The organism is Streptomyces spongiae (assembly GCF_009377185.1).
Taxonomy (GTDB): domain Bacteria; phylum Actinomycetota; class Actinomycetes; order Streptomycetales; family Streptomycetaceae; genus Streptomyces; species Streptomyces spongiae.
Genome location: NZ_VJZC01000641.1, coordinates 1 through 5,473 on the forward strand (window position 1 = coordinate 1; position 5,473 = coordinate 5,473).

Genomic DNA, 5,473 nt, shown 5'->3' on the forward strand with positions numbered 1-5,473 from the left:
CGGGGGATACGGGGGATACGGGGAACACGCGGCAAACAAGGCTGCCCGCGGCGCGACGGCACGACGAGCACGACGCAGTGGACACATCGGGGGGCACATCCGAGGAGGCAAGCAGTTGACCGCGCCCAGTACCTTCGGACTGAGCAACGAAGCCCGCAATCTTCACTGGCTGCTCACCAACCTCGTCGAGGAGGTGCCGGGCCTGCTGTCGGTCGCGGTGGTCTCCTCCGACGGCCTGCTCCTGCTCTCCTCCGACCCCGGGAGGAACGCCCAGGCACGGCAGGTGGACACCGGTAAACCCACCGGCCCCCGGGGCTCCGCCGCCGACCTGGCCACCATCGTCTCCGGCATCGGCAGCCTCACCATCGGCGCCGCCAAACTGATGGACTTCGGCGGGGTCAGGCAGACGATGGTCGCGATGGACCACGGCAGCCTCTTCGTCATGTCGATCAGCGACGGTTCACTGCTCGGCGTGCACGGCTCCCCGGACTGCGACATGAGCGTGGTCGCGTACCACATGGCGCTCTTCGTCGGCCGCGCCGGACACGTCCTGACCCCCGAACTGCGCGGTGAGCTACGGAAGTCACTGGAGTCGGAGACCGCCGGGAGCGCGCGATGAGCGGCTCGAAGGCGTCCAGGAAACCACCCAAACGCGACACCACCGGGAAACGGGGCGTGGTCGAGCAGAGCTCCCGGACGAAGCTCCCGGTCCGCGGCGGGGACCGCAAACCCGCCCGGGTCCGCCCGTACTCCCTCACCGGTGGCCGCACCCGCTTCGGTCACGTCCTGCTCGTCGAGACGTTCGTCGCCGCCATCGAAGCCCCCGATGAGCGGCGGGAACTGACGAATGGTTCACTCAACACCAAGGTGATGCCCGAGATGCGGGCCATCGTCGAACTCTGCCGCCGCATGCGGACGGTGGCGGAGATCGCCGCGCTGCTGAGAATGCCGCTCGGCGTGGTCCGTGTCCTCCTCAGCGATCTCGCGGACCAGGGAAAGATCCGTGTGTACGGAACAGAGCACGCACCGGCACAGCCGGACCGCGCTCTGCTGGAAAGGGTGCTGAGTGGACTCCGTCGCCTCTGACGCCTCCTCCCCGGGCGTCACCCCCGCCGCCGCGCCCGCCGGCGGCTCCGACGCCTTGGCCGGCGTCTCCCGACCCCCCGCGCCCCGGGGTGTCACGCAAGATCCCGTCTCCCCCCGCGCCTCCCGGAGACCGGCTCCTCCCACCGAGCCCGAGGAGGAGCTGAAACCCTGGCAGAAGGACGTCACCCGCGCCCCCATCGCGACGAAGATCGTGGTGGCGGGCGGCTTCGGTGTCGGCAAGACCACGCTCGTCGGGGCCGTCTCGGAGATCAGGCCCCTCCAGACGGAGGCGCTGATGACCGAGGCCAGCGAGGGCACCGACGACCTGACGGCCACCCCCGGCAAGACCACCACCACGGTGGCCATGGACTACGGCCGCATCACGCTCGACGACGACCTGGTGCTCTACCTGTTCGGCACGCCGGGCCAGCAGCGGTTCTGGTTCATGTGGGACGACCTGGTGCGCGGCGCGATCGGCGCGGTCGTCCTCGCCGACACCCGCCGCCTGTCCGACTGCTTCCCGGCCCTCGACTACTTCGAGAGCTACGGACTGCCGTACGTCGTCGCGGTCAACCACTTCGAGGGCAGCGAGCGGTTCGAGCCCGACGACGTGCGCGAGGCCCTCACCGTCCCCGCACACGTACCTGTCATGATCATGGACGCCCGGCGCCGGAGATCAGTGACCGAGACCCTGCTGGCTCTCTGCGCCCACGCGATAGCCTCCCTGCCCGAGTAGTACGACCAGGAGACACCCCCGCATGCGGAAGATACTCGTCGTCGGAGCCGGCCAGTCCGGACTCCAGCTCGCCCTCGGACTCCAGTCACACGGTTACGAGGTCACCCTGATGTCCAACCGGACGGCGGACGAGATCCGCACCGGCCGGGTCATGTCGACGCAGTGCATGTTCCACACGGCGCTGCAGCACGAGCGCGATCTCCAGCTGAACTTCTGGGAGTCCCAGGCCCCGAAGATCGAAGGGCTCGGCGTCTCGGTCGCGGCCCCCGGCTCGCACGACCCGGGCCCGACACAGCGTGCGATCGACTGGGTGGGCAGGCTCGACGGGTACGCCCAGTCCGTGGACCAGCGGGTGAAGATGGCCGGCTGGATGGACACCTTCGCGCAGCGCGGCGGCCAGCTGGTCATCCACGGCGCGGCCGTGTCCGACCTCGACTACTTCTCCCGCGTCTACGACCTCGTCCTCGTCTCGGCCGGCAAGGGCGAGCTGGTGTCGATGTTCGGCCGCGACGCCTCCCGCTCGCCCTTCACCGAGCCGCAGCGCGCCCTCGCCGTCGCCTACGTCCACGGCCTGGGACCGCGCCCGGAGCACCCGGACTACGACGCGGTCCGCTGCAACCTCGTCCCCGGTGTCGGTGAACTCTTCGTCATGCCGACCCTCACCACCTCCGGCCGCGCCGACATCCTGTTCTGGGAAGGCATACCCGGCGGCCCGCTCGACGTCTTCCAGGGCGTCCGGGACCCGGGCGAGCACCTCTCCCTGACCCTGGAACTCATGGAGCGGTTCGTGCCCTGGGAGCACGCGCGGACCGCCGGCGTCGAACTGACCGACGCCGGCGGCGTGCTGAGCGGCCGTTACGCACCCACCGTCCGCAACCCCGTCGCCCACCTCCCCGGCGGCGGCCTGGCCCTGGGCGTCGCCGACGTGGTCGTCGCGAACGACCCGATCACGGGCCAGGGCTCCAACTCGGCGTCCAAGTGCGCCGCCTCCTACCTGGCCGCGATCCTGGAGCACGGCGAGAAGGAGTTCGACGAGACCTGGATGCGGTCGGCCTTCGACCGCTACTGGGCCACCGCCCAGCACGTCACCAAGTGGACCAACGCCATGCTCGGCCCGCCTCCGGAGCACGTCCTCAACCTGATCGGCGCCGCGGGCTCCCTGCCCCCGGTGGCGAACCGTTTCGCCAACGGCTTCAACGACCCGGCCGACTTCGAGGACTTCTTCTACGACCCCGCGAAGACGGAGGCCTATCTCGCCTCGGTCACGGGTGCCGCCGCCGACGCGTAGCCCGTGTCGGTCCCGTTCAGCGCCCCCTTGGGGAGCTTCGGCGGCGTGTACCGCGCCAGTGGCTCGCCGAGGGGGTCGGGTCGTACGGCTCCCAGGATCGGGTTGGCGGCGATGGGCGACACCTTGACCCGGGTGCCGGGCCGCGGTGCCTGCACGACCAGGCCGTTGCCCAGGTAGAGGGCGACATGCGTGGCCTCCGGGAAGTACACGACGAGATCCCCGGGCCGCAGCCGCTCCATGGGCACCCGCTCCAGCTTGGCCCACTGCTCCTGACTGGTCCGGGGAATCGGCACCCCCGCGTGCGCCCAGGCCTGCGAGGTGAGCCCGGAGCAGTCGTACGCCTTCGGCCCCTCGGCTCCCCACTGGTACGGCTTGCCGATCTGCTCTACGGCGTACTCCAGCGCCCGCGCCCCCTCCTCGGTCGGCGGTCGTACGCTGCTCAGCGCCCCCGAGGCCACGAACTCCTTCTGGGCCCCGGCCTCCTTCCTCCGCTCCAACTCGGTGAGCCGGTCGATCTGTTCGCTCGTGAGGGAGGCGAGCAGTTCCTCGACCTCCCTGAGGCGCACGTGGACGTCGTCCCGCTTCTTCTTCCGCCGCTCGGCGAGGGAGATCCGCAGGTCGAGGGCCTTGCGTGCCTTCCGGGCGAGGAGGTCGGCCTTCTCCTCGTTCCTCACCAGCCGCTCCACCGTCTCCGCCCGCTCCAGCGCCACCTGCCGGATCACATGGCCCTGTTCGAGGGCGCGCTGCGGATCGCGGGCCAGCAGCAGCCGTACGTACGGGGAGATGTCGGTACGGCTCTGGTACTGCTGCCGCGCGAGCCGGCCTACGTTGCCCCGGCTGTCGTCCAGGGAGAGCCGGGCCCGGGCGAGCCGCCACTCGATCCGCTCGACCACGGCCCGCTGGTTCTTCAGCTTCTCCTCGGTGGCGTTGTAGGCCTCGGTTGCCTTCTCGGCCTCGCGGTAGAGGCGCTGGAGGTCCGTGAGCAGCTCGGCGACGGGGCGGCCGGTGGAGGAGGGGTCGGCGGCGAGCGATCCCGCCGGCTCGGGTGCGGCGACCGCCGGGGCGGGCCCGAGGGCCGTGGCGGTCGCGACCGCCGCCGTACAGACCAGACGTAGCAGCCTTCCTGACACGTCATCACCTCCGGAGCGGGGGTGGACGGTCCACCCGCGCACCGGCAGGTTGAGCCGCGTGAGGTGGGGCCGCATGCCGAGAGGTCGCATCGGCCCAACCAGGTCACTCGTCCGTGGCCTCGCCCTTCGCGCCCGGCGTGGCGTCTGGCGCGGTGTCCGGCACGGCGTCCGGCTTCTGGCCGGGCTTCCGGTCGGGCTTCGGCCTGGACCACGGCCACCGGGGCCGGTCCTCGCGGCCGTCGGGGCCTTCGGGGTCGAACTCGTACTGCCACTTGTGGCCCAGGGCGAACCGCCCGGCCTGCGGCCTGGGCACGCGCCGGTAGACCAGCACGGTCGGCGGGCCGCCTGCGGCGTCCGGGACCGGGACCCGGTACGTCTTGGGCGGATGTCCGGTGATCCCCAGCAGCACCGGCAGGACACGCCCGTCCAGCGGGCCGCCCACGAAGGGAGTGTCTTCGCTCTTCACGGCACCAGTGTCACCACACCCGTGTCACCACAGATGACCGGCGTCGCCCACCACGGGCAGCACCCGCCGGGCGAGCCCGCCCACGGCACCCTCGGCGGTCTCCGTCGCGAGCGCGGCGCGCACCACGGCGGCCGTCTGCGGATCGCGTCCCGCGGTGGCCACGAGACACGCCACGAACTGCTCCACCAGCCAGTCCCGAAGGTCGTCCGCCGACGGGTCCTTGCCCTCGTCGAGCCAGATCAGCGACGCGGCCTCGACGGAGGTGATCCACATCCGTACGGCCATACGGAGCCGGGCGCCGGGGTCCGTCACCCCCAGGTGGTTCAGGACGTGTCCGGCGGCGGTGCGCCGTACGCGGTCCACGATGGCGGTCGTCCGGGAGGTCTCCACGACGCTGCCGCCCTGCAGCAGGGCGCTGAACCCGGCGTCGTGTTCGTCGACGAAGGCGAGGTAGCGGTCGAGGGCGTGCGACAGGCGCTCGGTGAGCGGGCCCTCGGCGGGTTCGTCGAAGCACTGCTCCAGTTCCTCGGCGGCGGAGCGGAGGGCTGCCTCGTAGAGTTGCTGCTTGCCGCCGGGGAAGTAGCGGTAGACCAGGGGGCGTGACACGCCGGCCGCCTCCGCGACGTCGTCGAGGGAGACCTCCTCGGGGGCGCGGTGGGCGAACAGTTCCAGGGCCGCCTTGAGCAGCTGGCTGCGCCGCTGTTCGACGCTGAGGCGCCGGTAGGCGGGGGTGGGGGCCTGGGGGGTCATGACCGGCAGCGTAACGG

At 71.3% G+C, this 5,473-nt stretch carries 7 protein-coding genes; 4 read left to right on the plus strand and 3 right to left on the minus strand.

Annotated elements, in window-relative coordinates:
• Positions 1 to 115: 115 nt before the first annotated feature.
• The 4 genes from FNH08_RS43555 to FNH08_RS43570 all read left to right on the plus strand — a co-directional run bounded on the left by FNH08_RS43555 (position 116) and on the right by FNH08_RS43570 (position 3,110).
• Positions 116 to 619, plus strand: coding sequence for a roadblock/LC7 domain-containing protein (locus FNH08_RS43555; protein WP_152777038.1), 504 nt, complete (start codon positions 116 to 118; stop codon positions 617 to 619).
• Positions 616 to 1,086 (plus strand): DUF742 domain-containing protein, encoded by a 471-nt coding sequence (locus tag FNH08_RS43560; protein ID WP_152777039.1) that lies wholly within the window; start codon positions 616 to 618, stop codon positions 1,084 to 1,086. The genes FNH08_RS43555 and FNH08_RS43560 overlap by 4 nt, the downstream gene beginning before the upstream one ends.
• 160 nt (positions 1,087 to 1,246) lie before the next feature.
• Positions 1,247 to 1,822, plus strand: coding sequence for a GTP-binding protein (locus FNH08_RS43565; protein ID WP_228034734.1), 576 nt, complete (start codon positions 1,247 to 1,249; stop codon positions 1,820 to 1,822).
• 22 nt (positions 1,823 to 1,844) lie between these two features.
• Positions 1,845 to 3,110, plus strand: a complete 1,266-nt coding sequence (locus FNH08_RS43570) for a styrene monooxygenase/indole monooxygenase family protein (RefSeq protein ID WP_152777040.1) — start codon at positions 1,845 to 1,847, stop codon at positions 3,108 to 3,110.
• Here FNH08_RS43570 and FNH08_RS43575 read toward each other — a convergent pair.
• From FNH08_RS43575 to FNH08_RS43585, 3 genes are all read right to left on the minus strand, one after another.
• On the minus strand, positions 3,071 to 4,240 hold the full coding sequence (locus FNH08_RS43575) for a C40 family peptidase (RefSeq protein ID WP_322726403.1): 1,170 nt from the start codon (positions 4,238 to 4,240) through the stop codon (positions 3,071 to 3,073). The two genes, FNH08_RS43570 and FNH08_RS43575, sit on opposite strands and share 40 nt — an antisense overlap.
• Before the next feature lie 103 nt (positions 4,241 to 4,343).
• Complete coding sequence (locus FNH08_RS43580; RefSeq protein ID WP_322726404.1) at positions 4,344 to 4,706, minus strand: hypothetical protein; 363 nt, start codon at positions 4,704 to 4,706, stop codon at positions 4,344 to 4,346.
• Between the two features lie 24 nt (positions 4,707 to 4,730).
• Positions 4,731 to 5,456 (minus strand): TetR/AcrR family transcriptional regulator, encoded by a 726-nt coding sequence (locus FNH08_RS43585; RefSeq protein WP_152777041.1) that lies wholly within the window; start codon positions 5,454 to 5,456, stop codon positions 4,731 to 4,733.
• Positions 5,457 to 5,473: the final 17 nt, after the last annotated feature.

Coding starts and splice junctions, on each gene's coding strand:
- FNH08_RS43560 (WP_152777039.1), top strand. CDS start 616: ATGAGCGGCTCGAAGGCGTCCAGGAAACCACCCAAACGCGACACCACC.
- FNH08_RS43570 (WP_152777040.1), top strand. CDS start 1,845: ATGCGGAAGATACTCGTCGTCGGAGCCGGCCAGTCCGGACTCCAGCTC.
- FNH08_RS43585 (WP_152777041.1), bottom strand. CDS start 5,456: ATGACCCCCCAGGCCCCCACCCCCGCCTACCGGCGCCTCAGCGTCGAA.